Origin of the sequence: Novosphingobium sp. B1, assembly GCF_900176395.1 — a bacterium.
Taxonomy (GTDB): domain Bacteria; phylum Pseudomonadota; class Alphaproteobacteria; order Sphingomonadales; family Sphingomonadaceae; genus Novosphingobium.
In genome coordinates this window covers 258,869-274,808 of record NZ_FWXL01000006.1, presented here as the reverse complement: position 1 = coordinate 274,808, position 15,940 = coordinate 258,869, and the positions used below count along the sequence as shown (strand labels likewise).

The window sequence follows — 15,940 nt, the reverse complement described above, 5'->3', positions numbered from 1 at the left end:
TGACCCTTACTCAGCCGCGACCGAGGCGGCTTCGAGGCGCTCGGCCTCCATCTGACGGAGCGCCCGCGCATAGTCGCGCGGCATGACCTTGACGAACTTCGCAAGCGATTCACCCCAGTTGTCGAGGATCTCGCGGGCGCGTTTGCTGCCGGTGTAGAGGTGGTGGCGTTCCACCAGCACCCGCAGGCGTTCGGCATCGTGACGCAGCATGTCGCCCATGCCGTAGTCATGGACATCGACCCCGCGCTGCTGCGGGCGACCCATGCCGTCTTCCTCGTCGCGCTCTGCCGAAACCGGCAGGACGTCGACCATCGCGCCATTGCATAGCTGGGCGAAGTTGCCGTCCACGTCATAGACGTAGGCGACGCCGCCCGACATGCCCGCCGCGAAATTGCGGCCGGTCTTGCCCAGCACCACGACGACACCGCCGGTCATGTACTCGCAGCCATGGTCGCCAGTGCCTTCGACCACCGCCACGGCGCCCGAATTGCGCACCGCAAAGCGTTCACCGCCCACACCGTTGAAATAGGCTTCACCGGCAATCGCACCGTAAAGCACGGTGTTGCCGACGATGATGTTCTCGGTCGGATCACGCTCGACATGGCCCGGCTGGCGCACGATCACGCGCCCGCCCGACAGGCCCTTGCCGACATAGTCGTTGGCATCGCCGACGAGGTCGAGCGTCACTCCGTGCGCAAGAAACGCACCGAACGACTGACCCGCCACACCCTTGAACGAGATGTGGATGGTGTTGTCCGGCAGTCCCTTGTGCCCATACTTTCTGGCCACTTCGCCCGAGAGCATCGCGCCGACCGTACGGTTGACGTTGATGACCTTGCGTTCGAGGCGGACCGGTTCGCCCTTGTCCAGAGCCGGGGCACTGGCAGCAATCAGGTCCTGGTCGAGTGCGGCTTCAAGGCCGTGATCCTGCGTCTCGCTCCAGTTCAGGGTCGTGCCTTCGACAGGTTCAACCTTGTGCAGCAGCTTCGACAAGTCGACGCCCTGCGCCTTCCAGTGCGACACCGCCTTCTTCACGTCGAGGCGATCGACGCGGCCTACCATTTCGGCAATCGTACGGAAGCCCATCTCGGCCATGATCGCCCGCAGTTCTTCGGCAACGAAGAAGAAGTAGTTGATCACATGCTCGGGCTGACCGGTGAAGCGGGCGCGCAGGACCGGGTCCTGGGTGGCGACGCCGACCGGGCAGGTGTTGAGGTGGCACTTGCGCATCATGATGCAGCCGGCGGCAATCAACGGCGCGGTGGCAAAGCCGAACTCGTCAGCGCCGAGCAGCGCAGCCACCGCAACATCGCGGCCGGTGCGCAGGCCACCATCGGCCTGCACGCAGATGCGGCTGCGCAAGTTGTTGAGCAGCAGCGTCTGCTGGGTCTCGGCGAGGCCGATTTCCCACGGAGATCCGGCGTGCGTCAGCGAAGTCAGCGGCGATGCACCGGTGCCGCCTTCATAGCCCGAGATCGTCACGTGGTCGGCACGCGCCTTGGAAACGCCCGCAGCCACGGTGCCAACGCCCACTTCGGACACCAGCTTGACCGAGATGCGCGCAGCCGTGTTCACATTCTTGAGATCGTGGATGAGCTGCGCGAGATCTTCGATCGAGTAGATGTCGTGGTGCGGCGGCGGCGAGATCAGCCCGACGCCCGGCGTCGAGTGACGGGTCTTGCCGATGGTCTTGTCGACCTTGTCGCCCGGCAACTGGCCACCCTCGCCGGGCTTTGCGCCCTGCGCCATCTTGATCTGCACGTCGTCGGCATTGACGAGGTATTCCGCGGTCACGCCGAAGCGTCCGGACGCCACCTGCTTGATCGCAGAGCGCATCGAGTCACCGTTGGCGAGCGGCTTGAAGCGCGCCGGGTCCTCGCCACCTTCGCCGGTGTTCGACTTGCCGCCGATGCGGTTCATTGCCACTGCGAGCGTGGTGTGCGCCTCCCACGAGATCGAGCCGTAGCTCATCGCGCCGGTGGCGAAGCGCTTCACGATCTCGCTGGCCGGTTCGACTTCGTCGATGGAGATGGCCTGATCGGCCTTCTTCAACTCCATCAGCCCGCGGATGGTGAGCATCCGTTCGGACTGGTCGTTGATCGACTGCGCGAACTCGCGGTACTTTTCGGGCGTGTTGCCACGGACCGCGTGCTGCAGGTTGGCGATGTTCGACGCCGTCCAGGCATGCTCCTCACCACGCAGGCGCAGCTGGTACATGCCGCCCACGTCGAGCATCTTCTTGTAGATCGGATTGTCGCCATAGGCGACGGCGTGGCGGCGCACGGTTTCCTCGGCCACTTCCTTGAGCCCGACGCCTTCGATGGTCGTCGCCGTGCCGGTGAAGTACTTCTCGATGAACTCGCTCGACAGGCCCACGGCGTCAAAGATCTGCGCGCCGCAATAGGACTGGTAGGTCGAGATGCCCATCTTGGACATGACCTTGAGGATGCCCTTGCCGATGGCCTTGATGTAGTTCTTCTTTACATCCTTGGCCTCGAGCGGGATCTCCTTGGCGACGCGGATCTGCTCGAGCGTCTCGAAGGCGAGGTACGGGTTGATGGCTTCGGCACCATAACCTGCGAGCACGCAGAAGTGATGCACCTCGCGCGCTTCGCCGGTCTCGACGACCAGCCCGGTCTGCATGCGCAGGCCCTGGCGGACGAGATGGTGGTGCACCGCAGCCGTTGCCAGCAGCGCCGGCATCGGGATCCGGCTTTCGCACTGCGCGCGGTCCGACAGGATCAGGATGTTCTTGTCGGCCAGCACCGCTTCGGTCGCGGCCCAGCACATTTCCTTGATCGCCATTTCAAGGCCATCGGCACCGCTGGCGGCATCCCAGGTCGTGTCGATCGTGGCGGTACGGAACGCGCCGTCAAGTGCCGCTTCGACCGAGCGGATCTTGGCGACGTCCTCGTTGGTCAGGATCGGCTGATCGACTTCGAGGCGCTTGTGGCTGCCGGCATCGTGGCCCAGCAGGTTCGGGCGCGGCCCGATCATCGATACCAGCGACATGACCAGTTCCTCGCGGATCGGGTCGATCGGCGGGTTGGTGACCTGCGCGAAGTTCTGCTTGAAGTAATCGTAGAGCAGGCGCGAACGCTTCGACAGCACCGCAATCGGCGTGTCGGTGCCCATCGAGCCGATCGGATCGTCGCCTGCCACGGCCATCGGCTCGAGGAACTTGGTGACGTCTTCCTGGGTGTACCCGAAGGCCTGCTGGCGATCGAGCAGCGAGGTGGTCTCCACCGGCAGCGCGGCTAGTTCGGGTTCGATCACGTCGAGACCCTTGAGCTTGTACTGCGCCTGGTCGAGCCATTCCTCGTACGGCTCTGCCCCGGCGAGCTCGGCCTTGATCTCCTCGTCCTCGATGATCTTGCCCTGCTCCATGTCGATCAGGAGCATGCGGCCGGGCTGAAGACGCCACTTGCGGACGATGTCTTCCTCACGGAACGGCAGGACACCGCTTTCCGAGGCCATGACGATGATGTCATCGCGGGTGATCGAGAAGCGCGCGGGACGCAGGCCGTTGCGGTCGAGCGTGGCGCCGATCTGGCGACCGTCGGTGAAGGCGACGGCAGCCGGGCCGTCCCACGGCTCCATCAGCGCGGCGTGATATTCGTAGAACGCGCGGCGCTTCGGGTCCATCAGCGGGTTTCCGGCCCATGCCTCGGGCACGAGCATCATCACCGCGTGGGCCAGGCTGTAGCCGCCGGCCAGCAACAGTTCGAGCGCATTGTCGAGGCTGGCCGTGTCCGACTGGCCATGCGGGATCAGCGGCCACATCTTGTCGAGATCCGGGCCGAGCAGCTCGGATTCCATGGTGCGACGGCGCGCGTTCATCCAGTTCACGTTGCCGCGAACGGTGTTGATTTCACCGTTGTGGGCAATGAAGCGGAACGGGTGCGCCAGCTTCCAGCTCGGGAAGGTGTTGGTGCTGAAGCGCTGGTGCACCAGGCCCAGCGCAGAGACGCAGTCCGGATCGCGCAGATCGTCGTAGAACGAGCCCACCTGGTTGGCGAGCAGCAGGCCCTTGTACACGATCGTGCGGGTCGAGAAGCTCGGCATGTAGAGCTGCGTCACGCCCGGAAGCCCATGCTTCTCGGCCATGGCGGCAAGCGGGTTCTGCGTCTGCTTGCGGATCGCGAGAAGCTTGCGCTCGAACGCGTTCTGGTCAGGCGTGCTGGCCCCGCGCTTGATGAAGCACTGGCGGATCACCGGCATCGATTCGACGACCGCCTTGCCCAGACCATCGAGCGTGGTCGGCACGTCGCGCCAGCCGATCAGTTCCTGGCCTTCCTTGGCGATGAACTTCTCGAAGAACTCGGTGACGAACAGGCGCGCAGCCTCGTCCTGCGGCATGAAGCACATGGCCACGGCATAGTCGCCCGGCTGCGGCAGCTCCTTGCCTTCCGAGGCTGCCCACTTGCGGAACAGCTGGTCGGGGATCTGGATCAGCAGGCCTGCGCCATCGCCCAGCAGCGGATCGGCGCCCACGGCGCCGCGGTGATCGAGATTGCGCAGAATCTCGAGCGCCTGGTCCACGATGGCATGACTTTTCTGGCCTTTGATATGGGCAATGAAGCCCACGCCGCATGCGTCATGTTCGTTACGTGGATCGTAGAGGCCCTGAACCGGCGGAAATCCCATCTCGATGATCGTCCTGCATCCAAAAAAGAGGTACCCGCGCGCGAATCATGCCGCTTTGAGCGACAAAAATTGCGCGGAATGCCCCCATGACTGCAGGAAAGTTATTTTGCAACCGCGCAACATGGCCAAGTGCGTGGTTCGTGCCGAAAATACGGTTGCGAGATGGCATAAAGTGCGGTTCCCGCCCCTCGAGAGGCGGGAATCCGCTACATGATCGGCTGTATCGCCAGCCTTGTGATCAGCCGTTCTGGGCGGTCATCCGCTGCAGGGTGGCAAGCGCAGCCCGCAGCGCCCTGTCGGCCTCATCTGCATCGACGAGTGGCTGCGGCGGTGTCGAAGGCGCAGGGGTTGGCAGCGGGACGCGCATTTGCGCCACGGCTTCATCATCGGCGTCATCGGCCGCGCCCACGGGTGCAAGTCCGAAGGGCTCGATCGGAGCCGAGGGAGCCGCGCGACCCGGTGCCGCCAGCGGAGAGCCTGCCATCGGCAGGATCTCGGGCCGGTCAAACGTGCGTGCCGCGCCATAGATCGGCGTAGCCGCCTGGGGATTGGAATGCAGGGCAGAAGCCTGTCCGGGGAAAACGACCACTGGCTCGGCAGCTTCATCATCGCCCAGCGGCGCGGCAAATCCGTCGGCAATCCGCAAGGGATCGTGCCGCGATGGCGCCGGCGGCATGTCGAGCAGCGAAGGATAGCGGTCTTCGGCAACTTCGTCCGAAAGGTCCGCCGTCACGGCAACGGCAGCTTCGTTCTCGGCCACAAGGGCCGCATCGTCTGTGATTTCCACATCGACAGCGAACGCCTGCGCTTGCAGTTCGTCGCCTTCCGGTTCGGATGGCGCGGCAACGGGCGGCTTGACCCGCAGAAAGCGGTCCAGACCGAGCACTTCTGCGTCATCCTCGTCGTCTTCCTGAGACTGATCGAACACGGGCATGACCGGACGCAATTGCACGACACGATCAAACGGCGACGATACCAGTCCCGCAGATGCCAGTCCCGATGAGACCGCAGCGCCTGCTCCGAACGGTGCGTCGGTCGCGCTTGCCGCAGGCGTTTGGGTCGTCTCGGGCGTCGTGACGTGCAGCCGAGGCATTGCTGGCGGAACTTCGCGGGGCGCCTCGGCCTCCGGGGCATTCACCGGTGAAGCCGCAGCCGGCGCGCTGGCAACAGGCGTCAGGGCGATCGCAGGCGCAGGCGCAGGCGCAGGCGCAGCCACCGCTGGCGAGCCAAGCGGCGAATGCGCAAGGGGTGCCGGCGCAACAGGCGGCAATTCCGTCGTGGCTGCACGACCGTGCGCCGGGCGCCGCCGCGACATGGCAAGCGCCAGCCGCTCGACCAGTTGCACCAGGCCGAGATCGTCGAGATCCGCGCGCTCGATTGGCGTCACCGGCTGGACCGGAGCCTGGAACAAGGGCGCGGCTTGCGGAGCGAAGGGCGAGAATGCCGTGACCGCCTCGTCCTGCGCTGCCACCTGCCCGGCTGCATCGTCTTCCGCTTCAGCCTCGGCATCAGACATGAATGCTACGCCGTTTGCGGCCTCTTCCTCGTCCGCATCAGATTCGGCAAAGACCAGCGGCGTGGCATCGAAGGTGGCCGCACTTGCCTGCTCGATAAGCTGGTCAAGTGCCAGCGGATCGTTCGAGGCATCGGCGAAGGCGTGGCCTGCGAACACGGACGGCTCATCGGCGTCGACGTCAGCACCGTCGTGAACCGGCGCGGAAAAGGGCGCCGTTTCGGCAGCCGGTCCGAATTCGTCAAATGCCACAGGTTCGGCGAAGGGCGCGGCTGCGGGATTGTCCCAAGGCAGCGCACCGGGCAACGGCGCGCTTTCGAACGGCATGGCGAGCGAATCTTCGTCGGCGACGGTCAGCGGGCGGCGGCGCTGCGACGCGTCAGCCGGTTCGGCCGCATCAAGCGGCTCGCCAAGATCTTCGAGCGGGTTGAGCGGACGACGCGGCTCGTACTCGCCACGCGGTGCAGGCTCTGCAGCGTCAACACGCGCCGCACGGGAGAAATCGCGGGTGCGGCGCGGCTCGGCCGCCTTGTCACGCGAAAGCGCACGGCCCGCGAGCAATCCGGCGACAGCGCCAATGATGAACAGGGGAAAGGACAACAGGATCCTGGCAGTAAACCCCAGCGGCGGTGTCGCCGCCGGCAGCACTGCCGGCAGGCCGAGCGCCACGACCGGACCTTCAAGCAGGGCCGGCGCGATTGCGAAGCTGCCAAGACCGGCGAAGGTCGCAAACCACAATGCCGTGACGTACGGGAACATCGGGTGCTTGGTGATGGGCTTCTGCTTGCGCTTCACGTTCACGTTGCCTCAAATCCTGTTATCGCGCCGTTTTTGCAGTCAACGCGCCTCGATGAAGGCTCATGCCGCAGCGGATCGCTTCAGACTCGGTATCAGGGCTTGGTAAACAGGATCATAACGACGCACGTTGAGAGCCCAGTCATGATGTTCGCGCACGAAGCGGCGGGCGGTATCACGCCGCTGGTTCCAGCCGCTGCGATCGGCCAGCAAGCCTGCCAATGCCCTTGCCAACGCTGCCGGATCATCGGCCGCAAACAGCGTGCCGGTAACGCCATCCTCGATCAGCTCGCGGTGCCCGCCAACCGCAGACGCCGAAACGAGCTTGCCCTGCGCCATGGCTTCGAGCGGCTTCAAGGGTGTTACCAGATCGGTCAGGCGCATCCCCTTGCGCGGGTAGCATACCACATCGACCAGCGAGTAAAATCGATCGACTTCGTGGTGCGGCACCCGGCCGACAAAGCGGATGGCCTGCGCCACCGGCGATGCCGCCGCCTGCGCGCGCAGGTCTGCCTCCGCCGGACCGCCGCCCACCATCAGCAGCCGCGCATCGGGCACGGCGGCAACTATGGCGGGCATGGCGGCAATGAGATCGTCGAGGCCTTCGTACGGGTAGAAGCTGCCAAGAAAGCCGATGACCGGGCCTTCGCCCAGCCCGAGGTCCTGCGCCAGAGCCGTATCGCGCGGCAGCGCCTCACCAAACATCTGCATGTCGACGCCATTGGGCATGATCGAGATCTTTTCTCGCGCAAAGCCCCGGGCGACGAGATCGGCCCGCAGCCCCTCGCAGATCGTCACCACCCCGTCTGCGGCTGCGACGACGTCGTTCTCGAGGACGCGGGTCAGCCAGTACTTGGCTGAACCTTCGCGCCCGGTGCCATTGCCAACGGCGGCATCCTCCCAGAAAGCGCGAATTTCATAGACCACCGGGATCCCCAGCCTGCGCCCGGCACGCACGGCCGCAAGGCCGCACAGCGCGGGCGAATGGGCATGAAGCACGTCAGGCCGCCACTCCTGCGCAACGGCGACGATGCGCTCTGCAAGGGCGGCAATCTCGCTCCATTCGCGGACCAGGGGCACGGCTCCGGGCTGTCCGAGGGTGCGGTAGAAGGTCAGCCCGTCCACCGTCTCGCTTCCGTCGTCACCGTCCCCGCCATGGCGCAAACCCGTAACCCCGCGCACCTCAAGGCCCATCGCCTGCTGCGCCTTCAGGATGGCGCGGGTGCGGAAGGTGTAACCGCTGTGCAGCGGCAGCGAATGGTCAAGGACGTGAAGCACGCGGGTCATGCCTCTCTCCTTGGCACGGCAAGGCTTAACGCCGCGTCAACCTCGATGGTCTAGCGGATGGGCGACCATGATCGACAAGTTCACGCTCTTCCTGCCGCACGTGCTGATGGCTATTGCCATCTGGCGGCTGCTGCGGCGTGACGACCTTGACGACGACCCTGCCCTGCCCAGCCGCAAGGCTCCTTTCCGGGTGAAACGGGATCCGGCCCGCAAGGATGGCGGCAACGGCCGTGCTTGACCTGTTCCTTCTGAGCTTCGTGCTGGCCTTCATCGGCGCGGGCTTCCGCCGCCCGTTCATCTTTGTGCTGGCCTATACCTATATTGACATCGTCTCGCCGCAGAAGGTGAGCTGGGGCATCCTCAGCCACATCCCGGTATCGCTGATCGCCTTCCTCTGCGCCTTCATCGCGTGGTTCGTTACCGAGGACAAGAACGGCACGCGCATCTCGCTGCGCCAGGTGCTGCTGCTTTCACTGCTCGTCTATTGCGGGCTGACCACGCAGACCGCCGACTTCCCGGTCGAAGCCGCCGAGAAGTGGGCCTGGGTGTGGAAGGCCCTGCTGTTCGCGATGTTCCTCCCGCTGACCTTGCGCACGCGGCTGAGAATCGAGGCCCTGACACTGATCATGGTGCTGTCGGTCGGCGTCATCGTCATTGGCGGCGGCATCAAGACGCTGGCCGGTGGTGGCGGTTATGGTGAATTGCGCCTGCTGGTGAACAACAACACCGGGCTCTATGAAAGCTCGATCATCTCCGCGGTGGCGATCGCCGTGATCCCTCTGGCATTGTGGCTGTCGCGCTTCGGCACGGTGTTTCCGCCCGAATGGCGCGTGAAGGCGTTTGCCTGGGCACTGTGCTTTTCCTGCGCGCTCATGCCGATCGGCACCGGTGCGCGCACGGGTCTGGTCTGCGTCGTCGTGCTGGCGGCGATGATCCTGCGCACCGCCAAGCGCCGCTTGCTGATCGTCTCGCTGATGGCGGCGGGCGCTATCGTCTCGATCCCGATGCTGCCGGCAGACTTCGTCGCGCGCATGAGCACGATCCGCAACCATCAGTCCGACGAATCCGCGTCGACCCGCGTGGCGGTATGGCAATGGACGATCGAGTTCGTGCAGAACCGGCCATTCGGCGGCGGCTTCGATGCCTATCGCCAGAACCGGCTGCAGTACGATACGGTCGAGGCCAGCTACGCCGGCGACAACAACGCCGCGCTCGAATACAAGCCGGTGGTCGACAAGGCCCGCGCCTATCACTCCAGCTACTTCGAGATGCTGGGCGAGCAGGGCTATCCGGGCCTTGCCATGTGGCTGGTGCTTCACTTGCTCGGCGTGTGGCAGATGGAAGTGCTCAGGCGGCGCTTCCGAAAGGATGCCTCCGAACAGTTCGGCTGGGTCTCGCCGCTGGCCGAGGCGCTGCAACAGGCGCAAGTGATCTATCTCGTCGGCTCGACATTCGTCGGCATCGCCTTCCAGCCGTTCTGCTACATGCTGGTCGGACTGCAATGTGGCCTGTGGGCCTATATCCAGCGCGTGAAGGCCGCAAAGCCCGAACCCTTCCGCAAGAGCGCACCCGCCCTCGCCCCGTCGGCAACTTAATCATCCGCTTAACAAGGCTTGCACGGCCCCCGCCTTCGCGCCATGGTCGCTGGCAGGTTGCAGCAGGAGAGGCACACGTTGACCAAGTTCATCCCCGCCGAGCAGATCAAGGACATGATCGGCCAGGTCGTCGGCACATCGCAATGGGTGGAAATCACGCAGGAGCGCGTCAACAAGTTCGCCGAGGCCACTGGCGATTTCCAGTTCATCCATGTCGATCCCGAGAAAGCCAGGCTGACCCCGTTCGGTGGCCCCATCGCGCACGGCTTCCTGACGCTTTCGCTGATCCCGTTGCTGACGATGGAAAGCGATTGCCCGCGGCCCGAGAACATCAAGATGGGCGTGAACTATGGCGGCAACCGCACCCGCTTCCTCGCCCCGGTGCGCGTCGGCAAGCGCGTGCGCGGTGTATTCAAGCTGCTGGAAATGGACGAAAAGCGTCCCGGCCAATGGCAGCAGACGATGGAAATCACCGTCGAGATCGAAGGCGAATCCAAGCCTGCCCTGCAGTGCGAATGGATAACGCAGTTCTTCGTCTGACCACCGCTGCGGATGAGGGGTCCTGCCCCCATCCGCAGCATCAGCTCGGCAAGGCGATCAGGCCACGACGCTAAGCTTGCGCCCCTTGGCCTTCTTCTCGAACTGGGCGATCCACTTCTCGACCACCGGCGCAATCGACGAGCGCCAGCGCGAGCCGTTGAAGATGCCATAGTGGCCGACTTCGGGCGCAAGGAGATACTGCTTCATCTCGTCGGGCAGGCCAGGCGTAACCTTGAGCGCCGCCTTGGTCTGGCCGATGCCCGAGATATCGTCGCGCTCGCCCTCGATGCACAGGATCGCGGTATCGGTGATCGCCGAAAGATCGACCGCTTGCCCGCGATGGACCATTTCGCCCTTGGGCAGGGCATGGCGCTGAAACACCACGTCCACGGTCTGCAGGTAGAACTCGGCGGGCAGATCGCAGACGGCGCGGTATTCGTCGTAGAACGCCTTGGTGGCGTCGGCGCTTTCATCCGCACCGGCATTCATGTGCTGGAACAGCTTGTAGTGGCTCATCATGTGGCTGCCCAGGTTCATCGACATGAAGCTCGCCAGCTGGACGAAGCCCGGATAGACGCGCCGCCCCTCGCCCGGATAGTTGGTCGGCACCGTGGTGATCACGTTGTGCTTGAACCATACGTAGGGCTTGGTGATGGCGTGGTCGTTGACTGCGGTGGGGCTTTCGCGCGTGTCGATCGGCCCGCCCATCATGGTCAGCGTCACCGGACGGCAGGGGTGCTTGTTGGCCCCCATGATTGCCGTCGCCGCAAAGGCCGGAACCGAAGGCTGGCACACCGCCATCATGTGCGCGCCTTCCCCGATGTGCTCGAGGAAGCCGGTCAGGTAGTCGATGTAGTCGTCGAGGTCGAAGGTCCCTTCGGCCAGCGGCACGTACTTCGCATCGGCCCAGTCGGTGATGTAGACGACGCAGCGCTCCAGCATGCGCTCTACCGTGCCGCGCAGCAGCGTGGCGTAGTGGCCGCTCATTGGCGCGACGATCAGCAGGCGCGGCGCATCCTTGGGCAGGCCGTCGTGACGGAACATCTTGAGATCGCCGAAGGGCCTGGTGATCACCGTCGTCTCGCGCAAGGCGTGGGCGGTGCCATCGACATGTATCACCTTGATCCCGAAGGCGGGCTTGCCGCGCGGCGCTGCTGCGTGCGCGAAGACGTCAAGCGCGTTGGCCATCGTTTGCGTCGGTCCGACACCGGCCCACGGGTTGCGCGGATCGTTCAGCGCATCGGCCATCATCGAGGCCCATGCGCTGCTTGCGTTCATCAGCGATCGCTGGATTTCATAAGCCTTGTACAGCACTGCGAACACCTTTTTTGCTTTGTCGCCGACACCGGGGCAAAAGCCCGGCGGCGGGGAGTCGTTGTCGGCAGAGTGCCGCGAATCGATTGCTTGTGCAATGCAACAATTGCACCGTCATATGGCTCCTGTCCGCATCGCCCTCTTTCGGTGAACCGTTCCATCGGCTAGGCGTCCCGCATGGACGAGGAAAACCAGAGCCCGACCGCGCAAAGCCCGGTGGCAGAACCTGCCCCCAAGGCGAAGACTCTTGGCCCCCTGGCCATGATCTGGCGTGAGGCGCTCAAGTATCCCGGCCGCGTCGCCGCCGCCGCGGGCGCCCTGCTGGTCACCTCTGCTGCGACCCTGGCCATCCCTTCGGGCTTCCGCCTCATCATCGACAAGGGCTTTGCCGCCGGGGCCGATACCGCCGAGCTGGGCCGCTGGTTCCAGTATCTCCTGCTGATCGTGCTGGTGCTGGCCATCGGCACCGCCTGCCGCTTCTACTTCGTTTCGTGGCTGGGCGAGCGTGTGGTGGCCGACATCCGCCTGCGCGTGCAGGCCAACCTGCTGCGCCTGCCGCCCTCGTTCTTCGAGACCAACAGCCCCAAGGAAATTTCCTCGCGGATGACCTCGGACACCGCGATCATCGAACAGGTCGTCGGCACCACGGTTTCGGTCGCCCTGCGCAATACCATCACCATGCTCGGCGGCCTTGGCTATCTGTTCTACCTCGCGCCCAAGCTTACCGCGATCCTGATGGTGGGCATTCCGCTGGTGGTGGGGCCGATCGTGTTCTTCGGGCGCCGCGTGCGCAATGTCTCGCGATCGAGCCAGGACCGTGTTGCAGGCATCGGCGTGATCGTGTCCGAAGTGCTCGGCGCAATGAAGATCGTGCAGGCTTTCGGTCAGGAAAGGCGCGAACTCGACCGTTTTGGCGAGCGCGTCGAGGCCACTTTCCAGACCGCGCTGCGCCGTATCAGCCTGCGCGCGGTAATGACCGCGATCGTCATCCTGCTGATCTTCGGCGGCATCACCATGCTGGTCTGGGAAGGCGCGCTCGGCGTCGCCCAGGGCACGATCAGCGGCGGCACGATCTTTGCCATCGTCATCACCGCCGGCCTTGTTGCCGGAGCAGCGGGCGCGCTGTCGGAAGTCTATGGCGATCTGCTGCGCGGTGCCGGTGCTGCGGGCCGTCTTGCCGAACTGCTTCGCGAGGAGCCGGAGATTGCGCCTCCTGCACGGCCGACTGCCCTGCCCACGCCCCCGCGCGGCCAGATCGCTTTCCAGAACGTCGCCTTCCGCTACCCCTCGCGGCCCGAAGTGCTGGCGCTCGACGATTTCTCGCTGACCGTCGAACCCGGCGAGACCGTGGCCATCGTCGGCCCGTCGGGTGCCGGCAAGTCCACCCTGTTCCTGCTGGCCCAGCGCTTCTACGATCCGCACGGCGGCACTGTCCGGATTGATGGCGTGCCTCTGACCAGCGCTGACCCTGCCGAGATCCGCGCCCGCACCGCGCTGGTGCCGCAGGACGCAACGCTCTTCGCCGCCTCGGCGCGCGACAATTTGCGCTACGGCAACTGGGAAGCCTCGGACGATCAGATCTGGGAAGCTGCCCGCGCTGCCAATGCCGAACAATTCCTGCGCGATCTGCCGCAGGGCCTCGACACTTTCCTCGGCGAGGATGGCGCCCGCCTTTCGGGCGGCCAGCGCCAGCGCATCGCCATCGCCCGCGCCGTGCTGCGCAATTCGCCGATCCTCCTGCTCGACGAGGCGACCTCGGCGCTCGATGCCGAAAGTGAGCGGCTGGTGCAGGAAGCGCTGGACCGGCTGATGCAGGACCGCACCACCCTGGTCATTGCCCACCGCCTTGCCACCATCCGTGCGGCTGACCGCATTGTCGTCATGGATGCCGGCCGCATCGTCGAACAGGGCACGCACGCCACCCTGACCGCGGCTGACGGCCTTTATGCGCGCCTTGCCCGCCTGCAGTTCGAGGGGCTTGCCGCCTGAGCGGCCCCTTCCCTCAAAGGCATCCTTCCGCATAGGCTCTGGACAAACGGTCCCGGCGCGGCAATTGACCCGGTAACATTAGTAACCGGTCAGGATCGCCAATAATGAATCGCCTGTTTGCCTGCCTTCTTGCAGGCGCGTGTTCGCTTGCCGTCGCCGCTGCCGTAAGTGCCGAGACAGCCACCGCCACCGCTACCCGGACGGCCGCCGACACCGCATTCCCCGGGGCCGGGTTGCAGACCGGATGGATGGACAAGTCCGTTCGTCCCGGCAACGACTTCATGGCCTACGTCAACGGCACCTGGCTGCGCGAGACCGAGATCCCCGCCGACAAGTCGACCTACGGGATGATGAATATCCTTAGCGACGTTTCGCGCGACCGTCTGCGCATGCTGATGGATGAGTCGCTCGCGGCGAAGGCTCCGGCCGGATCAGACACTGCGCGCATCGCCGCCGCCTATGGCGCTTTCATGGATGTCCAGGCAATCAACGCCGCAGGGCTGGCCCCGGCACAGCCCTGGCTTGGCCGCATCGCCGCGGCCCGCAACGCGCAAGACCTTGCCGCGCTGTTCGCAGACCCCGCCTTCGAATCGCCGATTTCCTTCTTTCTCAATCCCGACGCCAAGGACAGCGGTCGCTATGCGCTGCAGATGTCGACAGCTGGGCTCGGCCTGCCCGATCGCAATTACTATCTCGTCGACACCCCCCGCAACATCGAGATCCGCAAGCAGTACATGGCGTGGCTGACGTTCGCCCTGGCGCAGGCGGGAGACAAGGCCCCGGCAGCGAGCGCGCAGGCGGTCTACAATCTCGAACGCAAGATTGCCGAGGCGCATTGGGACCGCGCGCTGGGGCGCAACCGTGACCTCACCTACAACAAGCTGTCTCTCACCGAGGCACGCGCGGCGCTTGGCGGATTGCCGCTTGATACCCTGCTCGAAAAAGCCGGCGCAAAGAACGTCGATTCGCTGATCATCTCGCAGATGCCACCCTCGGCAGATGAACTGAAGGCTGCCGAATATACCCCTGAAATGGCGGCGAAGCTGGGTGGGGGCGTGCCCGCCATCGCCGCACTGGTCAGCAGCGAACCGATCGATGCCTGGAAGGCATGGGCCACGGTCCGCTTCCTCACCAACTATTCCGCCGTGCTGCCCACGGCGATCGATGACGCGCGCTTTGCCTTCTATGGCAAGGTCCTGCGCGGCCAGCCGGTGGACGAGCCGCGCTGGAAGCGCGGCATTGCCGCCACCGAAAGCCAGATCGGCGAACTGGTCGGCAAGGCCTATGCCGAAAAGTGGTTCCCCGCGCAGAACAAGACCGCGATGGAAGCTTTGGTCGGCAACTTGCGCAAGGCCATGGCGGCAAACCTTTCGGACCTTGCGTGGATGAGCCCGGCAACGCGCAAGGAAGCCGAAGCCAAGCTCGCCGCCTTCACCCCCAAAATCGGCTACCCCGACAAGTACAAGACCTACGACGGTCTGCAGCTTTCGCCTACCACGCCGCTGGCCAATGCCATCGCCGCCAAGACTTGGGCGCAGAACTACGACATGCCGCGCATCGGCATGGCCGTGGACAAGACCGAATGGGGCATGCTGCCGCAAACGGTGAACGCCTATTACTCGCCCACCCGCAATGAAATCGTCTTCCCCGCCGCGATCCTGCAGCCGCCCTACTTCAACCTCTCGGCCGATCCGGCCGTGAACTATGGTGCGATCGGCGCGGTGATCGGGCACGAGATGGGCCACGGCTTCGACGATCAGGGCTCGAAGTCCGATGGCGCAGGCAACCTGCGCAACTGGTGGACCGATGCCGATCGCGCCGCCTTCAACAAGCTCACGAGCCGCCTGGTCGCACAATACGATGCCTTCTGTCCGTTTGACGAACAGAGCAGCAGCGGCAAGGCCTGCATCAACGGCACGCTGACGCTGGGCGAGAACATCGGCGATCTGGGTGGCCTCAGCCTCGCCCTGCGCGCCTACAAGCTGTCGCTGAACGGCAAGCCCGCGCCGGTGATCGAAGGCATGACCGGCGAACAGCGCTTCTTCATGGCCTGGGCGCAGGCGTGGCGCTTCAAGGCGCGCGAAGCTGCTGCGCGTGATCGGCTCGAGACCGATCCGCATTCGCCAGCGGCCTATCGCGTCAATGGCATCGTTCGCAACTTCGACGAATGGTACAAGGCATTCGGCGTCAAGCCTACCGATGCGCTCTACCTTCCGCCAGAGCAGCGCATCCGCATCTGGTAACTCGTCCACGCCTAATC

10 protein-coding genes are annotated in these 15,940 nt (G+C 64.8%); 6 read left to right on the top strand and 4 right to left on the bottom strand.

Features of this window, described 5'->3' with window-relative positions:
• Positions 1 to 6 precede the first annotated feature (6 nt).
• Positions 7 to 4,587 carry a glutamate synthase large subunit gene (gltB, locus tag B9A23_RS13035; protein ID WP_254895111.1) on the bottom strand — a complete coding sequence of 1,527 codons (4,581 nt, stop codon included), beginning with the start codon at positions 4,585 to 4,587 and terminating at the stop codon, positions 7 to 9.
• Here gltB and B9A23_RS23300 point away from each other — a divergent pair.
• Complete coding sequence (locus B9A23_RS23300) at positions 4,549 to 4,737, top strand: hypothetical protein (protein ID WP_254895114.1); 189 nt, start codon at positions 4,549 to 4,551, stop codon at positions 4,735 to 4,737. The two genes, gltB and B9A23_RS23300, sit on opposite strands and share 39 nt — an antisense overlap.
• A gap of 148 nt (positions 4,738 to 4,885) precedes the next feature.
• Here the strand turns inward: B9A23_RS23300 and B9A23_RS22810 are convergent, their stop codons facing one another.
• Together B9A23_RS22810 and B9A23_RS13025 are read right to left on the bottom strand one after the other, a co-directional pair.
• Positions 4,886 to 6,961 carry a hypothetical protein gene (locus B9A23_RS22810; protein ID WP_084279482.1) on the bottom strand — a complete coding sequence of 692 codons (2,076 nt, stop codon included), beginning with the start codon at positions 6,959 to 6,961 and terminating at the stop codon, positions 4,886 to 4,888.
• A gap of 57 nt (positions 6,962 to 7,018) precedes the next feature.
• Positions 7,019 to 8,242: a TIGR04063 family PEP-CTERM/XrtA system glycosyltransferase gene (locus B9A23_RS13025; protein WP_084279481.1), complete on the bottom strand. Its 1,224-nt coding sequence runs from the start codon at positions 8,240 to 8,242 to the stop codon at positions 7,019 to 7,021.
• Positions 8,243 to 8,309: 67 nt separating this feature from the next.
• Here B9A23_RS13025 and B9A23_RS22805 point away from each other — a divergent pair, with 67 nt between their 5' ends.
• From B9A23_RS22805 to B9A23_RS13015, 3 genes are all read left to right on the top strand, one after another.
• Positions 8,310 to 8,480 (top strand): hypothetical protein, encoded by a 171-nt coding sequence (locus tag B9A23_RS22805; RefSeq protein ID WP_176217982.1) that lies wholly within the window; start codon positions 8,310 to 8,312, stop codon positions 8,478 to 8,480.
• On the top strand, positions 8,458 to 9,837 hold the full coding sequence (locus B9A23_RS13020) for a putative O-glycosylation ligase, exosortase A system-associated (RefSeq protein ID WP_254895102.1): 1,380 nt from the start codon (positions 8,458 to 8,460) through the stop codon (positions 9,835 to 9,837). The genes B9A23_RS22805 and B9A23_RS13020 overlap by 23 nt, the downstream gene beginning before the upstream one ends.
• A 114-nt stretch (positions 9,838 to 9,951) precedes the next feature.
• Positions 9,952 to 10,377 (top strand): MaoC family dehydratase, encoded by a 426-nt coding sequence (locus tag B9A23_RS13015; RefSeq protein ID WP_084279583.1) that lies wholly within the window; start codon positions 9,952 to 9,954, stop codon positions 10,375 to 10,377.
• Between the two features lie 57 nt (positions 10,378 to 10,434).
• On the opposite strand, the gene B9A23_RS13010 is transcribed toward B9A23_RS13015, so the two are convergent.
• The gene (locus tag B9A23_RS13010; protein ID WP_084279582.1) at positions 10,435 to 11,691 is read right to left on the bottom strand and encodes a polyhydroxyalkanoate depolymerase; all 1,257 of its coding nucleotides are present in this window, start codon (positions 11,689 to 11,691) and stop codon (positions 10,435 to 10,437) included.
• A 177-nt stretch (positions 11,692 to 11,868) separates the two neighbouring features.
• On the opposite strand from B9A23_RS13010, the gene B9A23_RS13005 reads away from it, so the two are divergent.
• Positions 11,869 to 13,680 (top strand): ABC transporter transmembrane domain-containing protein, encoded by a 1,812-nt coding sequence (locus B9A23_RS13005; protein WP_084279480.1) that lies wholly within the window; start codon positions 11,869 to 11,871, stop codon positions 13,678 to 13,680.
• A 104-nt stretch (positions 13,681 to 13,784) separates the two neighbouring features.
• The gene (locus B9A23_RS13000) at positions 13,785 to 15,923 is read left to right on the top strand and encodes a M13 family metallopeptidase (RefSeq protein ID WP_084279479.1); all 2,139 of its coding nucleotides are present in this window, start codon (positions 13,785 to 13,787) and stop codon (positions 15,921 to 15,923) included.
• The last annotated feature ends 17 nt before the right edge of the window (positions 15,924 to 15,940 follow it).

Coding starts and splice junctions, on each gene's coding strand:
- B9A23_RS23300 (WP_254895114.1), top strand. CDS start 4,549: ATGACTTTTCTGGCCTTTGATATGGGCAATGAAGCCCACGCCGCATGC.
- B9A23_RS13025 (WP_084279481.1), bottom strand. CDS start 8,242: ATGACCCGCGTGCTTCACGTCCTTGACCATTCGCTGCCGCTGCACAGC.
- B9A23_RS22805 (WP_176217982.1), top strand. CDS start 8,310: ATGATCGACAAGTTCACGCTCTTCCTGCCGCACGTGCTGATGGCTATT.
- B9A23_RS13020 (WP_254895102.1), top strand. CDS start 8,458: ATGGCGGCAACGGCCGTGCTTGACCTGTTCCTTCTGAGCTTCGTGCTG.
- B9A23_RS13015 (WP_084279583.1), top strand. CDS start 9,952: ATGATCGGCCAGGTCGTCGGCACATCGCAATGGGTGGAAATCACGCAG.
- B9A23_RS13005 (WP_084279480.1), top strand. CDS start 11,869: ATGGACGAGGAAAACCAGAGCCCGACCGCGCAAAGCCCGGTGGCAGAA.
- B9A23_RS13000 (WP_084279479.1), top strand. CDS start 13,785: ATGAATCGCCTGTTTGCCTGCCTTCTTGCAGGCGCGTGTTCGCTTGCC.